Below are 19,203 nucleotides of genomic sequence, written 5' to 3'. Positions count from 1 at the left end.
TTATTTTAAATTTTCAGCAAATATATAAATTTTATTTAGAATGAATTAAAATAATTATATATTTGCCAAAGTTATTAAGACTAATTAAAAACAATGAAAATCAAAATTATCCTATTTATTGCACTAGTATTTTGTAAAACGCTTTCTGCGCAGGAAAAGCAAAAAGACAGTATTCGTGCCAATGAATTATCCGAAGTTGTAGTTACAGGACAGTTTGAGCCACAATCTATAAAGAAATCGATTTTTAATGTTACAGTAATTTCTAAAAAAGATATTGATCAACAAGCTGCTAATAATCTGTCAGATTTGCTTAATCAATATTTAAATATAACCATAATGCCAGATTCGGGAACTGGGAGATCAACAGTGTCTATGTTCGGTTTAGATGGAGGATACTTTAAAATTTTAATAGATAATATTCCTATGGTAAGCGATGCTAGTTTAGGAAATAATGTGGATTTAACACAGATTAATCTTGATGATATTGAGCAAATTGAAATTATAGAAGGCTCAATGGGAGTGACTAGTGGAGCAAATGCTGTAACAGGTGTTCTTAATATTATTACAAAAAAGTCATCTCGTTATAAATGGGAAATTGGTGCTACAGCACAAGAAGAAACTGTAGGTGAAGAATATTCAGCTTTTAATAAAGGTAGACATATACAATCATTAAAAGTAGCTCATAGTATTAGTGATAATTGGTTTGCATCTGTAGGTTTTGATAGAAATGATTTAGATGGGTATTTAGATGGAAAAAAAGGTAAAAAATACAGCGAAACTGATTTACAAAGAGGGTATAGGTTACTTCCAAAATTGCAACATATAGCTAACGGAATGCTAAGTTATAGAAAGAATGATTTTAGAGCTTTTTATAAATTCGACTATCTAAATGAAAATATAGATTACTATGATCCAACGGTTATAGTTGTAACAAATCCTCCTTTTGATGATATTCGTTACTCGTATGATAGACGATATTTAACTGAAAGAATGATTAATCATCTAAATTTTTATGGAAAATTAGCGTCTCAGTATAATTATAATGTTTCATTTTCTCATCAGAAGCAAACACGTTCGACGGAATTATTTGAATATAATATTAAGACAGATCAAGAGTCAAATAACAAAAAAAATAAAAATCAATCTACAGAATTGTTGTATTCTACTGGGACATTAGGAAATTTTTTTCCTAAGAAATCTTTTGATTTCCAATTGGGATACGAATATGTGAATAATTTAGGTTATTCAGTAGTTAATGGAGAAAATCAATCATTTGTACCGATTGAAAAAAGATTTCAAAATTTTGATGTTTTTCTTTCTTCAGAAATTAAAGCTACAAAAAAATTCTCGATTAGACCAGGAGGAAGATTCTCATTCCAAAATCAATTTAATAATCAATATGCTGCTTCTTTAGGACTTTTTTATTTATTTGATAAAGGAATCGAATTGCGTACATCAGTAGGGAGAGGATTCCGTATTCCTGACTTTGAAGAGCTATATTCTAAAATTAAATTTTCGGGACATCAGTTTTATGGGAATGATGCTTTAGTGCCTGAAACAAGTATGTCATATAATTTTAGTGTAAAAAAGATGACATCTTTTGAGTCTGGATTATTGTTTTCTAATAATCTATCTGCTTCTTTTTTAAACGTAAATGATAAAATTGATATGGCTTTTGTAGGGTTTGAAGTTGGAACTACTGATCCTATTTATCAAAATATTAATATTAGTTCTTATAAAATGTGGAATGTTGCCACTACAAATCAGGTTAATTTTAAAAGCTTGTCCTTTAATTTAGGGGCTTCCTTGGTTGGGATTTCACAAAAAATCGATAATGGTAAAGTAGTTTCAGATGATAAGTTTTTATATGCTCTACAAGTCAATAGTAGTGTAACATATAATTTATCTAAATACAACACTTTGTTTGCTGTTTACTACAAATTTAATGGAGAACAACGTCAATTTAGACAAGTTGTCGAGAATGGAGAAAATGTCTATAAATTATCAACACTAGATTCATATAGTTTTTTAGAGGCTTCTGTTAGAAAGTCTTTTTATAAGAAGTCTTTCGATGTGACTCTTGGGGCTAGAAATCTTTTAGATGTAACTAATATTCAGCAAAGTATTGCCTCTGGTGGGGATGCACATACAACTTCAAATAATATCTTTCTAGGATATGGAAGATCTTATTATTTAAAACTAACATATAACCTTAATTTTTAATTTAATAAATAATCAAAATGAAAAAAAGTGTCCTTTTAATTATTGCATTTTTACTTGTTGGTATTACAGCATGTAATAATGATGATAATGCTGTAGAGAATTCAAATGAAGTTGCATTTGTAAATTCGGCTACAAATATTATAGAAGCGGAAACCGAAGTGAAAGTTGTTTTTTCTAAGCCAACTTCTTCAGCCGGAACAGTAACATTAAATGTTGTTCCTACAGCTTTGGTTTATGGTACAGATTTTACAACGACTCCACAAGTAGAAAATACAAAAATAGTGTTGTCATTTGGAGCGAATGTTAATTCAGTTTCTTTTAAATTTAAAAAGATTATTGACGCTATTGAAGGAGAGGTTAAAAATGTGAAATTCACAATTGCTTCTGTTTCAGATCAGAATGTTAAAGTTGCACAAGCGACAGCTTCTGTTCAACTTAATTTCAATGAAACTGCAGTTGTAAGTAAAACATTAGCACCTGAGAATGGTGGAAACACGGTTCCAAATCAAGTATTTATTGATTTGAGTTCTGGAGCAATGACTAAAGTTTTAAGAACTAGTTGGGATTTAGGTTTTTCTGGAGGAAATGAATTTCGTGTAGTTTCGAATGGAGCAATTAATAAATTTGCAGTAAAGCAGCTTAATACAACCAATATTGATGAAGTACAAGTTGAGGATTTAAATGTTACAACTGGTAATTATGAAGCTTCTACAATTAATTATATAGATAATCCTTATGGTAATTTAGCTCCAATTGCTGGAGTTGTAGGAAGTAAAGGTACTGCTATTGCTGAGGTTTCTGCTAATAATGCGGACAATAAAGTATATTTAGTAAATATGGGACAAGAGGTTTCAACAGTTCCTGGAACTGGAACTGGTGTTGCGCTTACTGGAGCTTCAAGAGGGTGGAAAAAAATTAGAGTTCTAAGAGATGGTAATAATTATAAATTACAATATGCAGATCTTAATGCTACAACTCACAGTGAAGTTACTATTACTAAAGATGCTGCTTATAATTTTTCTTTCTTCAGTTTAAATACTAAATCAGTAGTTAAAGTTGAGCCTACAAAGAACAAATGGGATTTGAATATTACTACTTTCACTGGAGAAACATTCTATACTGACGGTGCATCAGCTGGAGCATATTATTTCCCTGATTATGCAATTACCAATACAAAAGTTGGAACAAAAGCATTCCAAGTGCTAACAACTGAAGTAGCTTATGATAAATTTACTTTAGCTAATGTAACTCAATCTAATTTTGATACTGATTTAGCAAAAGATCAAAGAGTAATTGGAGGAAACTGGAGAGCAACATATCCTTTGGCATTTAAAACAGATCGTTTTTATGTGATAAAAGATGTAGAGGGGAACATTTATAAATTGAAATTCACTGCGATGATGAATGCGGCAGGTCAAAGAGGAAATGTGTCTTTTGAGTATGCACTTTTAAAATAAGCATATAACAAAATCAATATTATATAAAAAAACATTCCATTTTTTGGAATAAAATAAGATTGCTGAGCTGTTCAAATGCTCAGATTATTGTCTCTTAATCTAGTTTGATTGTAAACTTTGTAGATCAAAATTTATGACAGGCTATGGTTAAATTCAATTAGATAGTAACTTGGTTTTTTTTTATTTTTTTTTTGGAAAGAGGTTAGATTTATCTAGCCTCTTTTTTATTTTTCATTTAATCGAAAAAAAAGAAAGATAGATTATTGTTTATTCTATCTTTGCAAACGTTTTATTTAAATTAATAGGAAATTTGAACAGTAGGGTTCTTATTGATTTTATTCTTCAAAATTTATAATTAAAAGTGAATACAAAATCTTATTTTTTTCAGTCTTTTGCAATTGTAGCTTTAGCATTTGTAGCTTTCATTGGTTTTAAGCAAATATTGCCAGATAAAATTTTTCCTGAAAGCAAAGTGGATTCCAAAAACGTACTTGTGGATAGTATGCTATTAGAGTCTTTTGAAAAAGAATCCATATCTAAAAAAGGGGATAGTACTGATGCTGATCAACAAGCGAAAGAGAATATCATTTTTAATTCAAATGAAGGAATAGAGTTTCCTTCAGAAACTTTCGATAATTATAAAGGATATCAATACTTGATTTCTTTTTATGATAAATTATACCAATTAGAAAAGCACCCAGATGCAAAAGTCAGAATTGCATATTATGGCGATTCTATGACCGATGGTGATTTAATTGTACAAGATGTTCGAAATAATTACCAAGAAAGATTTGGAGGTACTGGAGTTGGATTTGTTTCTATCAGTTCAGAGTCATCAGCATCACGATCTTCGGTAAAATCATCATCTTCTAAAAACTGGAAAGCGCAATCATATCTTAATGTAAAGAAACCAATAAGCCCTTTTGGAGTAAATGGACATGTCTTTTTTGCAAACGACAGATCAAATTCAACATGGGTTTCTTATGAGGCAGGTTTAAGCAAATTTGCTACTAGCTTGGATAATCCAACTTTATATTATGGGAAATCATCAAAAGCAGGAAAGGTAAATTTCATAATAGGAAAAGATACTATATCTAAAAATCTTGCTCCAAATAATTTGGTCAACACCATTAAGGTAACTTCAAAAAGCATTAAAGGATTTAAAGCTAACTTTATTCATGCAGATTCAATTCCTATTTATGGATTTAATTTTGATAATGGAAGCGGAGTTCACGTAGATAACTTCTCGCAAAGAGGAAATTCGGGGATGCCAATATCTATTTTTGATGCTAATGTAATGCAAAGCTTTAATGCTAATTTAAAATATGATTTGATTATACTTCATTACGGAACTAACGTTTTGAATTATGGTACAAAAAACTACTCTTGGTATGGAAAAGGAATGACCAAAGCAGTTAATAAAATAAAAGCATCTTTTCCAGGAGTTTCTATTTTGATTATTTCTACTGCTGATAAATCGACCAAATATGATTTGCAAATGAAAACTGATTCAGCTGTTGTTCCATTAGTAAAAGCACAAAAACGCTATGCTTTAGAAACAGAATCTGGATTTGTCAATTTGTATACCCTGATGGGTGGCGATGGTTCAATGGTAAAATGGGTAGATGAGGCACCTGCAAGAGCCAATAAAGATTATACGCATTTTAATCAACGTGGAGCAAAAGCAATTGGCGGATTACTTTATGATCAATTGAATAAAGGATACGAACAATATAAAGTTTTGCGTGAAAGAAGAGAAGCGGATATAAAAAAGGGCAAGACAGTCAAGAAAACAAATGCAGATTCCATATCTGTAATAAAAGATAGTGTAGATGAATAAACTTATTATTTTCTTTTGTTGTCTTCTTTTTGCGTCTAATAATAAAGCGCAAAAGGCAGAGCCAATTTTAATGACTAAAAAGATGATTAGCAACGTAGATACAACAACTGTAGAACCTTTGTCAGGGAGTCAAATTTATAATGCGAAAGTGTTAGATAATTTTTTTAGCAAATTAAAAGACAATGAAAGTCATAGTAATCATAAAATAAACATTGTTCATATTGGAGATTCGCATGTTCAGAGTGACTTGATGACAAATGAAATTCGGAAAGATCTTCAGAAAGAGTTAGGAAATGGAGGTAGAGGTTTAATTTTTCCATATTCATTAGCAAAAACTAATGGTTCGTATAATGAGCGTTTTCGTTCGAACAAAGCTTGGGAAAGTTACCGAAATATTCTTCCTGTAAAAGATTGCCCGATGGGTTTAAGTGGAATTGCACTTTGGAGAAATACGGATGGGTTTGTGATTGAGGTAAATGTAAAAGATCCGGTGTATAAGTTTAATACAATCAAGATAATTACACCACAAAATCAACATATGTTTGACTTGGCAACTCGCATTCAGACGAATATGATTCAATCTTCTGAGCGAAAAGTAATTACACATAAAATAAAAAGAGGAGAGGCAATCTCGGTTATTGCAGATAAATACAACGTTTCGATTGCAGAAATTAGGAGAGCTAATCATTTAAAATCGAATGCGATTAGAGCAGGTAGGACATTAAAAATTGTAACAAATGAAACACGTCCTAAAACAATTTCACAATCGCAGTATGTTCCTTTAGATATAGAGGCAGATTCATTCTCACATTATTATAATACTGAAAAAGCGCTAGATAAAATTTATCTTATTCCAAATAAGGACGCTAAGAAATATGAGCTGAACGGATTGATTCTTGAGAAAAATTCATCAGGAGTAATTTATAGTGGTATTGGAGTAAATGGAGCAAAGTTTTCAGATTATAATAAATATCCAGTATTCTTTGAGCAATTAAAATCGTTACATCCAGATATGATTGTTTTATCATTGGGAACAAACGAAAGTTATGATAAATTAGAGGCATCAGGTTATATAAAACAATTAAGAGAGTTTGTAAGTAATCTGAAAGCACAGAACATTCATGTTCCTATAATTGTTATGACGCCACCGCCATCGTTATTAAAAGGAAGAAAGCCAAATACATTTATTGCTGATTATACAAAATATATATTTGAAACAGCTCAGTCAGATGGATTTGCAGTTTGGGATTTGTATAACGAGTTTGGAGGAATGAAAGGAATTGGAAGATTAAAAGCCGAAGGATTAATAGGTCCAGATTGGGTACATTATTCCAAAAATGGATACGAAAAACAGGGAAGCTTGTTCTCGAAAGCATTATTAAACGAATACGATAATTTTAAATTAAAAAAATAAGTTGATAACAGTTGATAGCATTAATGATTGGTTCGTTCAAAATTTTGGTGCGCTTACATTAGAACAGGTTAAAGGTTGGTTTATATATAATCCAGAAGAAAAACTATTATTTAATACAGGCTTATTTTTAGGGTTGTTTTTAGTTTTTTATTTTGTGTATGCATTTTTACGCAAAACATTTTATTTAAGATTAACGTACGTTATTCTATTCTCGCTTTTCTTTTATTATAAATCAAGCGGAATATATTTCTTGTTATTACTGGTCTCCTCGGTCGTAGATTATGGATTGAGTCAGGTAATTTATAATGAAAGTGTAAAGACTCGAAAGAAAATATACTTAATAATCAGTGTAATCCTAAACTTAGGATTACTTGGGTATTTTAAGTATATGAACTTTATGATTGTCACGTACAATGATATGTTTCAAGGTAATTTTGAGCTGCATGATATTTTTCTTCCAGTCGGAATTTCATTCTATACTTTCCAATCGATGAGTTATATTATCGAGATTTATCGTGAAGAGATTAAGCCAACGAAAAATTATATTGAGTATTTATTCTTCGTTTCTTTCTTCCCACAATTAGTAGCGGGTCCAATCGTAAGAGCAAAAGATTTTTTACCACAGATATACCAAAAATTAAACCTTACTAAAGCGGATGTAAATAATGCATTGTTTTTAATCATTGGAGGTTTAATTAAGAAAACTGTAATCTCAAATTATATCTCAGTAAACTTTGTAGATCGTGTTTTTGATACGCCTATGAGTTATACTTCATTTGAGAATCTAATGGCATCTTATGGATATGCAATCCAAATTTATTGTGATTTCTCAGGATATTCAGATATGGCAATTGGAATTGCATTGTTACTTGGATTCAAATTACCCGCTAACTTTAGAACACCATATAAATCAGTATCGATTACTGATTTCTGGAGAAGATGGCATATCTCATTATCAACTTGGTTAAAAGACTTTTTGTATATCTCAATTGGAGGAAACAGAGAAGGAACATTTGCTGGTTTTTTATTTCCTAGTTTATTCTTTTTTGGATTGTTGCTTTGGGGAATTACAAATTCAGCTGAGAGTATTATCCCATTAATAATTGCAGGAGGAGGAATTGTTGTTTTTTGTTTATCATTTTTACTTTCAAGTAAATTGAAGCAAACAATGGTAACCAATTTTAACCTGTTTACAACAATGCTTTTAGGAGGATTGTGGCATGGAGCAGGAGCGCAGTTTATAATTTGGGGAGCATTACACGGACTTGCTTTAGCGGTTCATAAAATAGTTGTAGAGCTTTTTCCTTCTAAGAAAGAAAGCAATGGATTGAGTTCTATCTGGAAATTCTTTTCAATAGTACTTACCTTTCATTTTGTAGTTTTCTGTTGGATATTCTTCCGTGCAAAAGATTTCGATACAGCAATACAAGTAATTAATAATATTGGGCAGTTAACATTTGAGCCAGACCATTGGCAAACAATTATATTAGGATATAAAAATGTGTTCTTATTAATGCTCTTCGGTTATGTATGGCACTTTCTACCAGAAGTTATTACAGCCAAAATGAAGTTGGTTTTTGATAAAACGCCATTAATAGGAAAAGCAATTGTTTTAGGATTTGTGTATTGGATCGTTTATGCAACAGCAGTTGCAGGTTCACAACCATTTATCTATTTCCAATTTTAAGATATGGTTACAAAGTTACAAAGACGCAAAGGTTTTATTCTTTGCGTTTTTTTTTAGTGTAAAGAGAAAAAAGGAATGGTAGTTTACATTACCAATTTTAACCTGAAACTTGGAACGTGAAACAAAAAAAAATTGCGCACTTTGCAGTTAAATAAAAATTGCCTGAAATGTCTAATTAGATTATCTTTGCACTTCAAATAAAGAAAATAGTATGTTTGATAATTTAAGTGATAAGTTAGATAAAGCCTTCCATATATTAAAAGGACACGGTAAAATTACAGAAGTAAACGTTGCCGAAACCTTAAAAGAAGTTCGTCGTGCCTTACTTGATGCCGATGTTAACTTTAAAATTGCTAAAGATTTTACTACCAAAGTAAAAGAAAAAGCAATAGGTCAAGACGTTTTGACTACACTTCAACCAGGACAATTATTGGTGAAGTTGGTAAAAGATGAACTTACCGAGTTAATGGGAGGAGATGTAGCAGGAATAAACTTGTCAGGAACACCAAGCGTTATCTTAATGTCAGGATTGCAAGGTTCAGGGAAAACTACTTTCTCTGGAAAACTGGCTAATTATTTAAAAACTAAAAAGAATAAGAAACCACTTTTAGTAGCGTGTGATATTTACCGTCCAGCGGCGATAAACCAATTACATGTTGTAGGAGATCAAATAGGGGTTGAGGTATACTCAGAACCAGAAAATAAAAATCCTGTAGAAATTGCACAAAATGCAATTAAGCATGCTAAAGCTAATGGATTCAATGTTGTAATTGTCGATACAGCAGGACGTTTAGCAGTAGATCAGGAGATGATGGATGAAATTGCACGTGTACACAAAGCAATTCAACCGCAAGAGACTTTATTTGTTGTGGATGCCATGACAGGTCAGGATGCTGTAAATACTGCAAAAGCATTCAATGATATATTAAACTTCGACGGAGTTATCCTTACTAAATTAGATGGAGATACACGTGGAGGAGCTGCCATTTCAATTAAATCAGTAGTAAACAAGCCAATTAAGTTTGTAGGTACTGGAGAGAAAATGGACGCGATTGATGTGTTCTATCCTATTCGTATGGCAGAGCGTATACTTGGTATGGGTGATGTTGTGTCATTGGTAGAAAGAGCGCAAGAGCAATTTGATGAAGAAGAAGCTAGAAAGATTCAAAAGAAAATCGCTAAGAACGAATTTGGTTTTGATGATTTCTTGTCACAAATTCAGCAAGTAAAGAAGATGGGTAATATGAAAGACTTGGTAGGAATGATACCAGGAGCTTCTAAGGCCATGAAAGATGTAGAGATTGAAGATGATGCCTTCAAGCATATTGAAGCAATCATACACTCGATGACACCGTTAGAAAGAAGTAAGCCGGCTGTAATAGATGTAAAAAGGAAAGCTAGAATTGCAAAAGGTTCTGGAACTAAAATCGAGCAAGTAAATCAACTGATGAAGCAGTTTGACCAAATGAGCAAAATGATGAAGATGATGCAAGGCCCAGGCGGAAAGAATTTAATGAAAATGATGGGAGGCATGAAAGGAATGCCAGGCGGAATGCCGAGATAAATAAAAAAATAATTAAGGTTTAAAGTTTCAAGTTGCTTGGAATTTTAGACCTTAAATTTTATAACTATAATTGATAATAAATCGAGAAGTATTTTAACTTCTCACTTCTAACTAAAAAACATTTAACTTAAAACAATGCAACTACTAGACGGTAAAAAAACAGCTGAGGATATTAAAAACGAAATTGCAATAGAAGTGCAAGCGATTAAAGATGCAGGAGGGAAAGTACCTCATTTGGCAGCTGTGATCGTTGGTAACGATGGAGCTAGTTTGACCTATGTGGGTAGTAAAGTAAGATCATGTCAGCAAATAGGTTTCGATTCAACCTTGGTAAGTTTACCAGAAACAATTACAGAAGATGAATTGTTGGCTAAAATTAAAGAATTAAACGAAGATGATAATCTAGATGGATATATCGTACAGTTGCCTTTGCCAAAACATATCAGCGAACAAAAGATTTTAATGGCTATAGATCCAGATAAAGACGTAGATGGTTTTCATCCTACAAACTTTGGAAAAATGGCTTTAGAGATGGATACTTTTATTCCAGCTACACCATTTGGAATCATGCAATTATTAGAGCGTTATAAAGTAGAAACAGCAGGAAAACATACTGTAGTTATCGGACGTAGCCATATTGTAGGTCGACCAATGAGTATTTTGATGAGTCGCAAAGGAAATCCAGGAGATTCAACAGTAACGCTAACACATAGTAGAACTAAGAATATTGAAGAGTTTACTAAAAACGCAGATATTATCATTACAGCTTTAGGAGTTCCAAATTACCTAAAAGCGGATATGGTTAAAGATGGAGTTGTAGTTATCGACGTTGGAATTACAAGAGTTGAAGATGCTACACACCCAAAAGGATATGTAATTACAGGTGATGTTGATTTTAATGAAGTAAGTAAGAAGTCATCATTTATAACACCGGTTCCTGGTGGAGTAGGTCCAATGACTATTGCAATGTTGCTTAAAAACACATTACTGGCAAGAAAAATGAGAAGTGCAAAGAACTAAACGGTACATCTTAAATAGAGCAAAAACCTTAAACTAATGTTTAAGGTTTTTTTATGCAAACTATTTAAATGTTTTAAAAACCTTGTTATCAGTTCATTATTTTTTAAATGTTTAAAAGTTATTAGGAAATTCTTTGTTATATTTGAGGTAGAATTAACGCTGTTTTCATGTTGATACTGGTGAAATAGGTTATTTCGTAGTTTTTAAATATTTTATTAACTTTTACTAGGTCCCCAAACCTATAATCTAACTAACTTAAAATTATGAGCACAACAAACTTAAATTCAGAAATTTTAGTAAAATTCCCCCCTGGAATATGTATTGAAAATAGTACTGTTGAACCAATTGGTTCGGTTACATTTCCTGAAAATAAATCGAAAGCACTTTTGCCTCCAATTGTCCAAGCAAGTTTTAAAGATCATAAGGAAAGGCTTGTTATTCAAGCAATCGTTTTTATAGCTCAAGACGAGCAAAGCGAATTATCTTTAAGTATTTTTCAAAATTGTTATGTTAACATTGAAGGAATTCCTCAGTTACAGTTTTTTATATGTTATGATATGATAGAGACAGTAGCAAAAGAGTTTAATGTTTATGAAGTTTCTTTTGATGCGGAGCCAATACCATTTGAAGGTTTTTCACAAATAAAAACAATAGAAACTTTCCTTTGGGATGTAGATCCGGTAGCCTCAAGAGGAACAGTAACAACAGTTCAGGCTGGGTAGATAGAGCCTTATAAATGCAGGATAAAAGTGCAATAGGCGTAAAATTCTATAACACTTTTATTCTTTAATTTGTAAAATATAAAGTACAAGAGTGTAATGGCTAAAATTAGATTACTAACTACTTCAGTATTATTTTTTCTCTCTTTCTCTCTTTTTTCTCAAGGACAACAGCCTGTTGGTAATTTAATGGCTTTTGTAATTGAAGCTAAAGCTCAAAAGTTTAAAGAAAGGACCAACTTTAATAAAGCTCAGATGTTCTTTAGACAAAATAATTGGGATTCTACTTTGGTATATTCCATGAAAGAAATTAGTAGTGCTAAAAATAAAGAACTAAAAGATTTCTGTCATTATTTTAGAGGAATTAGTTTTAAAGAAAAAAAACTACTTAAAGAATCTAAAGAAGAGTTTAGTAAAATTTCCAAAGACTTTCAGTTCTTTTATAAAGTGAAGATGAAGTTAGGTGAAATTGCATTAGAACAAAATGAATTTAAAAATGCCTTGCGCTATTTTCAGGAAATTGAAAAGCTTTCTAATGCAGTTGTTTATGATTTTAAAAATAGCACCGTTTTACATAACATAGGGTTGTGTTATTTACATCTCAAGGAATTTGCTGAAGCAGAAAAATATCTGTTTAAAAGTGCCAATTTGCAAGAAGCAGAAAAAGATACTTTATTGTTGATTGGATCTTATATGGACATAGCTACTTTGTATTATGAACAATATAAAGACAAGCAAGCAATTCCTTATTTTGAAAAAGGATATCATTTGTCCAAAAAAGTGAAATCATTTGAATTGAAGCAAACTGCAACTTTAAATATGGCTGTGGTTGAGGAAAATAGAAAAAATTTCCCATTGGCTTTGGCATATCGAAAAGAATATGAAGCTTGGAAGGATTCTTTAAACGATCAGAATAAAATATGGGCTATTGCCGATTTGGAAAAGAAATTTGCAATAAAGGAAAAGCAAAAGGAGGTAAACGTTCTTGAAGCAGAGAATAAGGTAAAAATAGCAGAAAGAAACGGTCTGCTTTTTTCATCCATATTATTGTTGGTCTTGTTTGGAACGGGTGTTTATTTTTACAGACAAAAAATAAGAAAAAATAAAATTATACTAGCTCAAAAAAATGAGTTAGATGAATTAAATGCAACGAAAGATAAATTGTTTTCGATAGTAAGTCATGATTTGAGGTCTTCGGTAAACGCTTTGAAAATAAGCAACAAAAAATTAATTGAGACTCTGGAAAGTAAGAATTTTGCAGAACTTGATATATTGCTTCATAACAACAGTACGATTGCCAATGGCGCTTATAATCTATTAGACAACCTACTTAATTGGGCTTTGCTACAAACAAAACAAGCTTATTTTCATCAGGAGGCATTACAGCTGTTTATTATCGTACAACATGTAGAATATAATTATAAGCCATTAATGCTTAATAAAAATATTCATTTTGAAAACAAAGTTGCGACCTCAGATTTTGTGTTTGCAGATATGGACTCACTTAAAATAATTATCCGAAACGTACTTGATAACGCAATTAAATTTTCAAAAGAGAATGGAAGAATTTCAATTTATTCAAGACCTTCAGACGAAGACTTCTGTTATTTAGTAATAGAAGATACTGGAGTTGGAATGAATCTAGAAACTAAGGAAGCACTTTTAAGGAAGACTGTTTTGTTGTCTAAAAAGAAAAATGATGATGGAATAGGAACGGGATTAGGAATGCAATTATGTAAAAGTATGATTCTTAAAAACGGAGGAAGATTTGAAATTGAAAGTGAAGAAAATATTGGGACGAAAATAATAATAATACTACCAAAGGTAAAAAAAAATGGATAATATAAATGTTCTTATTATTGAAGATACTCCTACAGAAAGTGATGCTCTTTCAAAAGTGCTCATTGCAAACAATTATAATATTGTAGGTGTAGCAAGAACGTATGCGGAAGCCTTAAATCTATTTTATAAAAATACTATTGACGTTGTAATTATAGATGTTTTTTTAGATGGAAAACCCGAAGGGGTTGCTTTCGCAGAGACTATGACAATAGCGCCTAATGGGATAAAACCATTTGTTTTTTTAACAAGTTCAAAAGATCGTCAGATTTTTGAAAGAGCTAAACTTACTAGACCTTTTAGTTTTTTGTTAAAACCATTCAATGAATTAGAAATTTTATACGCGCTAGAAATGGCTGTTGAGAAATTTTATGGACAAACAAACGTTTTTCTTAATGAAGATCAAAATACAGTTATAAGTGAAGATTACCTTTTTATTAAAAAAAATAAAGCCTTAAAAAAAGTACGAATTGAAGATATTGTTTACATAGAAGTAGAAGATCGCTATTGTAATATAATTACAGATATCGAAAAGTTTGTGGTTTTGATGTCGTTAACTAAAATTAGCCAATTTTTGGATCCAAATAAATTTAGTCAAACACATCGTAACTATATTGTGAATTCGAGTAAAATAGAAGAGATAATCGTTAGTGATAATTTGGTTGTTTTAAAAGGGAACTATAGAGTTACATTAAGTGATAAGTATAAAGACTTTGTTCGAAATTTTCGCATATTGAAATAAATCTAATATATCCTTCATCTATATGGAGGATTTTTTTTTGCATTTTTTTGATTTGAAATGCCATACCACTTTTTCTTATTCTTATAACAATGATTTCTTGTCTTATGACATTTTTTTGGTAAGAAGTAATGTTCTGATGTAGCTTTATTATAGAAAGTCAAAAGGAAGGCTAGCATCTTTTGATTTTGATTTAAGTAGTTGATAAGTAGTAACCTACCGTTATTTGTAATCTATTAAAAAGTTACTTGTTAATTATTTGAATAAGAGCGGTTAAAAGTGGAGTTCAGGAACCACTCAAAAAAACGAGGCGTATCTGAAAAGCCTAAAGAGTAAGAATAAATAAAATTTATCATGGCAACATTTAAAGTTAATATCCCAGCAGGTCCAATTTGGAACCAACAAGATGCAAATGAAAAAGCCCCATTAGTTGCAGCTGCACATCAAGGTAAATGGACAGGACAATGGAATACCGTTGTAGAAAACCAAATGAGTGTAGTTGAACTAGAATTAAACGTTAAAAGCAGCGGAAAAAACGAATATAAAACGAATGTTTTGGCAGGACCATTATGGAGCAATGATGAGGCTCAAAAAGTAGGTTCAGTAATTGCTGCTTCGTATGGAGCAGAATTCACAGGACAATGGTCAACAATCGTGCAAGGACAGATGAGCGTAATAGAGATTAAATATACTTTTTAATTTTTTAATTAGTTTATTCTTAATTCTAAAACTAGAAATGCTCTTACATGTGTTTCTAGTTTTTTTATTTTTTTAAAGTACTGAAATTTATTTAAAAGGGGAGATGCGTACTTTAAATGAAATAGGTGAAAAAAAATAATTTAAAAAAATAAAAAATGGCCTGGATAAAAAAAGCTAATTCAGCAATGTTTAAAGGGGCAGACTGGAATACTTTAATTAAAAAAGTTCCAAATTGTACTCCAGAAATAGCAAAACGTATTGCAATTAAAAATCCAAAGATCAGTTTCTTTTTCTTTTGTAGAGAAGGTATGGTTCTTGAAAATTTGGGAGATAAAGGGGTTTTTAATCCTGGAGATGCAGTGTTTTTTAGCGGTGAACCTTGGTATGGAAGTGCCCCACAATGTGATTCATATCAAAAAGCAGGAATGTCAGTCGCTTATGTGAATTTAAGTAAATTAGAAACAGCTGGCTGTTATGCAATGGCAGATGGAAGTGCAGCTGTAGATGTAGTCTGCATTTTTGCAGCTAATATTAATCTGAAACCTTTTCCTTCAGGGATGATAGAATTGGCTCCCAATACAAAAGTGCCCAGTGGATATCCATATGCGGTTGGAAATGCTGAATATACTAATCTTACTGCAGCAGTAGTTAAAAAGCTACAGAGTAAGGGAATAACCGTATTGCTTACTTTTTTGAATAATTGGGATGACTCAGGATGGTCTGAGTTTCTAGATATAGCAACTGCAACAAATTTTGCAGAACAATTAAAAGAGGTAGTAGATAAATTCGGTTTAGATGGAATTGACATAGATGATGAGTATAGTAAAAATCCCAAAAAGAATTTGTCTTCATTAGTAATGGTCACTACAATTATGAAACAACTTATGCCTAATATTATTATTTCTAAAGCTTTATTTCAAGATACTCAGTATTTTAGTCCTAGATATGAAAATAGGACTTTGGCTGAAAATCTTACTTATGGTTGGGAAATGTCGTATTGGGGGATGCCGGAGGATAGACTTCCAGTTTATTATGAACTAGGAATGGCTAAAAATGCACTAGTATGTGGTTTTGTTTCAGGTACTTCTCCTGAACCAACAACAACAGCTGTTACATGGTTGAAAAATAATGATTATGAAGGAGTTATGGTTTATGCATTTCAAGACCAACCTAATGTGGATTTATTAGGAAATCTTGTTAATGATTGGTATGGAAATGGCAACTGGAACAAAACACCAAATTGCCCATAACATTTATTATTTGTTGGTTAGAATAATAATGTAGTCAAAAAAAAATCCTCAAGCAACTTGAGGATTTTTTGAATATTTTTTAAAAAAGATTAGATTAATAATCACCTCTTTTTTTAAATCGAGGATCATCTCTTTTTATAAATTCAGTTCTCTTTCTTGGAGCTTCAATTTTAGGTAAGCTAGCTTCTTCAGTTTTACTTGAAGGTTCGATTAGTTCATTTAACTCCTTAATTTCAGCATCAGTTAAATCGCGATAGCGACCTACAGGAACGTCAAGAGAAATATTAATAATACGAATACGTTTTAAGGCAGTAACTTCATATCCTAGATATTCGGCCATTCTACGAATCTGACGATTTAAACCTTGAGTTAGAATAATCTTAAAAATGTATTTGCTTATTTGCTCTACTTTACATTTTTTAGTTACTGTGTCTAGAATAGGGACACCATTTCCCATACGCTCAATAAAGCGATCCGTTATGGGTTTGTTTACAGTTACTGTATATTCTTTTTCGTGGTTGTTTCTTGCGCGTAGAATTTTGTTTACAATATCACCATCATTGGTCATAAATATTAAACCTTCACTAGCTTTATCCAATCTTCCAATTGGGAAAATACGCTTAGGATAGTTAATATAATCTACAATGTTATTGCGAACTTCTAGATTAGTAGTGCATTCTATTCCGGCAGGTTTATTAAAAGCTAAATAAACAGGTTTTTCGTGCTTCTCCACGATTAACTTTCCATCTATGCGTACTTCATCATCAGGCGAAACTTTTGTCCCCATTTCGGGTACAACACCGTTTATGGTTACACGACCTTCTTCGATAAGTTTATCAGCTTCACGACGAGAGCAATATCCAGTTTCTCCAATAAATTTGTTGAGGCGTTTTAGATTTTCTTCCATAATGCAAAAGTAGTCAAAATTTAGACTCTTTAGATTGATGGGCTCTTTAGATTTTTCAAAAAAAAGCAGAATGCTTTTTTTAACCTCAGAACCTCAGAACCTCAGAACCTCAGAACCTCAGAACCTCAGAACCTCAGAACCTCAGAACCTCAGAACCTCAGAACCTCAGAACCTCAGAACCTCAGAACCTCAGAACCTCAGAACCTCAGAACCTCAGAACCTCAGAACCTCAGAACCTCAGAACCTCAGAACCTCAGAACCTCAGAACCTCAGACTATTTGAGATAACTAGCACTATCTTTTGGCGTTTCTTTTCTATCAAACATTCCGTAATCTCTTTTTACATCGGCAATTCTTAAATGATAATCTTTAAATATTTCTTGGCGACCTTTAGATTGAGCTATGCGATGCATTTCGAGATTTCTCCATTGTTGGATGCTTTTTTCATCTTTCCAAAAAGATAAAGACAAGACTTTTTCAGGATCATTAAAACTTTGAAATCGTTCTATAGATATAAAGCCTGGGATTTTGTCAAGCTCAGGTCGTAAATTGGCTGCAATGTCAAGGTATTCTTGTCTTTTTCCCTCGTTTGGAATTACTTCAAAAATTACTGCTATCATAATTGTTTGTTTTAAATTATTGAATTGAAATCCATATGCTTTTGGGTAATCGTGCATTTATCATGGGTTCGTATTGAATGTTGTCTTCTAGGATTGAGATTGTTTTATAATTCTCAAATAAATAGAATAAAACTTCGGTTGTGATTTGAATCGAAAAATGTTTGGCTAGACACATGTGACCACCAATTCCAAAGGTTATATTCTCGTTATTGTTAACTCTTTCTGTATCAAAATTCATCGGGTTATCGAATTTTTCAAAATCACGATTTGCAGCTGCAAGAACCAATAGTATCGTGTCATTTTTCTTAATTGTGGTTTTGCCTAATGTAATGGGGGCAATGGCAACCCTTCTGGTATTGTGAATTGGTGGGTCAAAGCGTAGTGTTTCGATAACTGACTTTTGAATTAAGTTTTTGTTGATGTTGTTTTTTGATATAAGGTTTATTGTGTTAGTTATTTGTAATAACGAATTGCTTAAAAGACCTCTGCCAGCGTCATAGCTTTGAATAAATAGTCCAATTAAATTACTCACACATAAGGTTGAGGTTTCTTTTAAAGAAATGGTATGTGGCTCTGAAATTTTATTTAATAAAGACTGATAAAAATTAAGATTAGATAACTGTTTTTCTGTTATTAAAAAGAGATGTTCTGATATCTCATTAATTGATTTAATTTGCTCGGTAGTTTTGTTTGGTATCATTATTTTTACAAGCTGCTCCATTTTTTCTAAAATGAAATTGCAATCATTCTGTTCAAAACCAAAGCTTTTTAAAACAATCAGTAGAGGGAACTTTTTGCAGACAGAACTTACCCAATCGATTTTGTTATCAATTAAGTCGTCGCTTACTAGTTTTGCTATAATTGCGGTTGTGTCAACTAATTTCATGTTAGAGAATAATAGTATTGCACTTTCTTTTGCTATTTCATGTTGAATTCCATTTGATAATCGAGATAAATGATTGACAATTTTTAAAGCATATTTGTTAAGTTGCTGTTCGTTATTCTGGTTACTGACAGGGATGTGGACGTGTGGGCTGTTTAAAATTTCAATACAGTGTTTGTGAGAATAAATTGCCCAGATTTGATTCGCTTCATCCCAGAAGATAGGATGACTATTAAGCATAGTCTCATATATAGAATAAGGATTTTTAATGTCTGATTGTAAAAATAAAGTAGATGGCATAAACGGTGATTTTTAGCAAAGTTATTTAACTTTACACATAGAT

15 protein-coding genes are annotated in these 19,203 nt (G+C 31.7%); 12 read left to right on the top strand and 3 right to left on the bottom strand.

Translation table 11 applies throughout. The features are described 5' to 3' along the window. Positions 1–93: 93 nt before the first annotated feature. The 12 genes from LNQ49_RS08615 (at position 94) to LNQ49_RS08560 (ending at position 16,451) form a co-directional block, all read left to right on the top strand. Positions 94–2,223: a TonB-dependent receptor plug domain-containing protein gene (locus LNQ49_RS08615; RefSeq protein ID WP_229988271.1), complete on the top strand. Its 2,130-nt coding sequence runs from the start codon at positions 94–96 to the stop codon at positions 2,221–2,223. A 17-nt stretch (positions 2,224–2,240) separates the two neighbouring features. Further along, complete coding sequence (locus tag LNQ49_RS08610; RefSeq protein ID WP_229988268.1) at positions 2,241–3,680, top strand: HmuY family protein; 1,440 nt, start codon at positions 2,241–2,243, stop codon at positions 3,678–3,680. A gap of 361 nt (positions 3,681–4,041) precedes the next feature. Then, positions 4,042–5,520: an SGNH/GDSL hydrolase family protein gene (locus tag LNQ49_RS08605; protein WP_229988266.1), complete on the top strand. Its 1,479-nt coding sequence runs from the start codon at positions 4,042–4,044 to the stop codon at positions 5,518–5,520. Beyond that, entirely contained in the window at positions 5,513–6,934 is a 1,422-nt protein-coding gene (locus LNQ49_RS08600) for a LysM peptidoglycan-binding domain-containing protein (RefSeq protein ID WP_229988265.1), read from the top strand. The genes LNQ49_RS08605 and LNQ49_RS08600 overlap by 8 nt, the downstream gene beginning before the upstream one ends. A 1-nt stretch (position 6,935) precedes the next feature. Further along, positions 6,936–8,621 (top strand): MBOAT family O-acyltransferase, encoded by a 1,686-nt coding sequence (locus LNQ49_RS08595; protein ID WP_229988261.1) that lies wholly within the window; start codon positions 6,936–6,938, stop codon positions 8,619–8,621. 211 nt (positions 8,622–8,832) lie between these two features. Further along, positions 8,833–10,185: a signal recognition particle protein gene (ffh, locus tag LNQ49_RS08590; protein WP_039112390.1), complete on the top strand. Its 1,353-nt coding sequence runs from the start codon at positions 8,833–8,835 to the stop codon at positions 10,183–10,185. A 135-nt stretch (positions 10,186–10,320) separates the two neighbouring features. Continuing rightward, entirely contained in the window at positions 10,321–11,205 is an 885-nt protein-coding gene (locus LNQ49_RS08585) for a bifunctional 5,10-methylenetetrahydrofolate dehydrogenase/5,10-methenyltetrahydrofolate cyclohydrolase (protein WP_229988260.1), read from the top strand. 263 nt (positions 11,206–11,468) lie between these two features. Then, positions 11,469–11,927 carry a hypothetical protein gene (locus LNQ49_RS08580; RefSeq protein ID WP_229988259.1) on the top strand — a complete coding sequence of 153 codons (459 nt, stop codon included), beginning with the start codon at positions 11,469–11,471 and terminating at the stop codon, positions 11,925–11,927. Between the two features lie 96 nt (positions 11,928–12,023). Continuing rightward, positions 12,024–13,766 (top strand): tetratricopeptide repeat-containing sensor histidine kinase, encoded by a 1,743-nt coding sequence (locus LNQ49_RS08575; protein WP_229988258.1) that lies wholly within the window; start codon positions 12,024–12,026, stop codon positions 13,764–13,766. Beyond that, entirely contained in the window at positions 13,759–14,505 is a 747-nt protein-coding gene (locus tag LNQ49_RS08570; protein ID WP_229988256.1) for a LytR/AlgR family response regulator transcription factor, read from the top strand. Before LNQ49_RS08575 ends, LNQ49_RS08570 begins: the two co-directional genes overlap by 8 nt. Before the next feature lie 351 nt (positions 14,506–14,856). Beyond that, the gene (locus LNQ49_RS08565; protein WP_229988254.1) at positions 14,857–15,201 is read left to right on the top strand and encodes a mannan-binding lectin; all 345 of its coding nucleotides are present in this window, start codon (positions 14,857–14,859) and stop codon (positions 15,199–15,201) included. A 155-nt stretch (positions 15,202–15,356) separates the two neighbouring features. Next, positions 15,357–16,451, top strand: a complete 1,095-nt coding sequence (locus LNQ49_RS08560) for a glycosyl hydrolase family 18 protein (RefSeq protein ID WP_229988251.1) — start codon at positions 15,357–15,359, stop codon at positions 16,449–16,451. A gap of 94 nt (positions 16,452–16,545) precedes the next feature. On the opposite strand, the gene rluF is transcribed toward LNQ49_RS08560, so the two are convergent. From rluF to LNQ49_RS08545, 3 genes are all read right to left on the bottom strand, one after another. After that, positions 16,546–17,358: a 23S rRNA pseudouridine(2604) synthase RluF gene (rluF, locus tag LNQ49_RS08555; protein ID WP_229988250.1), complete on the bottom strand. Its 813-nt coding sequence runs from the start codon at positions 17,356–17,358 to the stop codon at positions 16,546–16,548. Between the two features lie 274 nt (positions 17,359–17,632). After that, positions 17,633–17,977, bottom strand: a complete 345-nt coding sequence (locus tag LNQ49_RS08550) for an antibiotic biosynthesis monooxygenase family protein (protein ID WP_229988248.1) — start codon at positions 17,975–17,977, stop codon at positions 17,633–17,635. Positions 17,978–17,993: 16 nt separating this feature from the next. Continuing rightward, on the bottom strand, positions 17,994–19,160 hold the full coding sequence (locus tag LNQ49_RS08545) for a cytochrome P450 (protein WP_229988247.1): 1,167 nt from the start codon (positions 19,158–19,160) through the stop codon (positions 17,994–17,996). Positions 19,161–19,203: the final 43 nt, after the last annotated feature.

Origin of the sequence: Flavobacterium pisciphilum (assembly GCF_020905345.1) — a bacterium.
Taxonomy (GTDB): domain Bacteria; phylum Bacteroidota; class Bacteroidia; order Flavobacteriales; family Flavobacteriaceae; genus Flavobacterium; species Flavobacterium pisciphilum.
This window is presented reverse-complemented; position numbering and strand designations above follow the sequence as displayed.

Coding starts and splice junctions, on each gene's coding strand:
- rluF (WP_229988250.1), bottom strand. CDS start 17,358: ATGGAAGAAAATCTAAAACGCCTCAACAAATTTATTGGAGAAACTGGA.
- LNQ49_RS08585 (WP_229988260.1), top strand. CDS start 10,321: ATGCAACTACTAGACGGTAAAAAAACAGCTGAGGATATTAAAAACGAA.
- LNQ49_RS08600 (WP_229988265.1), top strand. CDS start 5,513: ATGAATAAACTTATTATTTTCTTTTGTTGTCTTCTTTTTGCGTCTAAT.
- LNQ49_RS08545 (WP_229988247.1), bottom strand. CDS start 19,160: ATGCCATCTACTTTATTTTTACAATCAGACATTAAAAATCCTTATTCT.
- LNQ49_RS08570 (WP_229988256.1), top strand. CDS start 13,759: ATGGATAATATAAATGTTCTTATTATTGAAGATACTCCTACAGAAAGT.
- LNQ49_RS08610 (WP_229988268.1), top strand. CDS start 2,241: ATGAAAAAAAGTGTCCTTTTAATTATTGCATTTTTACTTGTTGGTATT.
- LNQ49_RS08580 (WP_229988259.1), top strand. CDS start 11,469: ATGAGCACAACAAACTTAAATTCAGAAATTTTAGTAAAATTCCCCCCT.
- LNQ49_RS08560 (WP_229988251.1), top strand. CDS start 15,357: ATGGCCTGGATAAAAAAAGCTAATTCAGCAATGTTTAAAGGGGCAGAC.
- LNQ49_RS08575 (WP_229988258.1), top strand. CDS start 12,024: ATGGCTAAAATTAGATTACTAACTACTTCAGTATTATTTTTTCTCTCT.
- LNQ49_RS08615 (WP_229988271.1), top strand. CDS start 94: ATGAAAATCAAAATTATCCTATTTATTGCACTAGTATTTTGTAAAACG.
- LNQ49_RS08565 (WP_229988254.1), top strand. CDS start 14,857: ATGGCAACATTTAAAGTTAATATCCCAGCAGGTCCAATTTGGAACCAA.
- LNQ49_RS08550 (WP_229988248.1), bottom strand. CDS start 17,977: ATGATAGCAGTAATTTTTGAAGTAATTCCAAACGAGGGAAAAAGACAA.
- ffh (WP_039112390.1), top strand. CDS start 8,833: ATGTTTGATAATTTAAGTGATAAGTTAGATAAAGCCTTCCATATATTA.